Origin of the sequence: Vibrio sp. 10N.261.55.A10, from assembly GCF_041470825.1 — a bacterium.
GTDB classification, from domain to species: Bacteria; Pseudomonadota; Gammaproteobacteria; order Enterobacterales; family Vibrionaceae; genus Vibrio; species Vibrio crassostreae_C.
Window position 1 is genome coordinate 1 of record NZ_JBFRNC010000089.1, and the last position, 209, is coordinate 209.

Genomic DNA, 209 nt, shown 5'->3' on the forward strand with positions numbered 1-209 from the left:
TTGATTAGGTTTAGAAAAGTTAAGAGACGATATTGGGTCTGTAGCTCAGCTGGTTAGAGCGCTCGCCTGATAAGCGGGAGGTCGGTGGTTCAAGTCCACTCAGACCCACCAATATCGACCTAGATGGGGCTATAGCTCAGCTGGGAGAGCGCCTGCCTTGCACGCAGGAGGTCTGCGGTTCGATCCCGCATAGCTCCACCATCTTTAAG

General features: G+C 53.1%; 2 tRNA genes. Both read left to right on the forward strand.

Annotated elements, in window-relative coordinates:
* The first annotated feature begins 34 nt into the window (after nt 1–34).
* Nucleotides 35–111 (forward strand) — tRNA-Ile (locus AB4274_RS21060).
* A gap of 14 nt (nt 112–125) precedes the next feature.
* Nucleotides 126–201 (forward strand) — tRNA-Ala (locus AB4274_RS21065).
* Nucleotides 202–209: the final 8 nt, after the last annotated feature.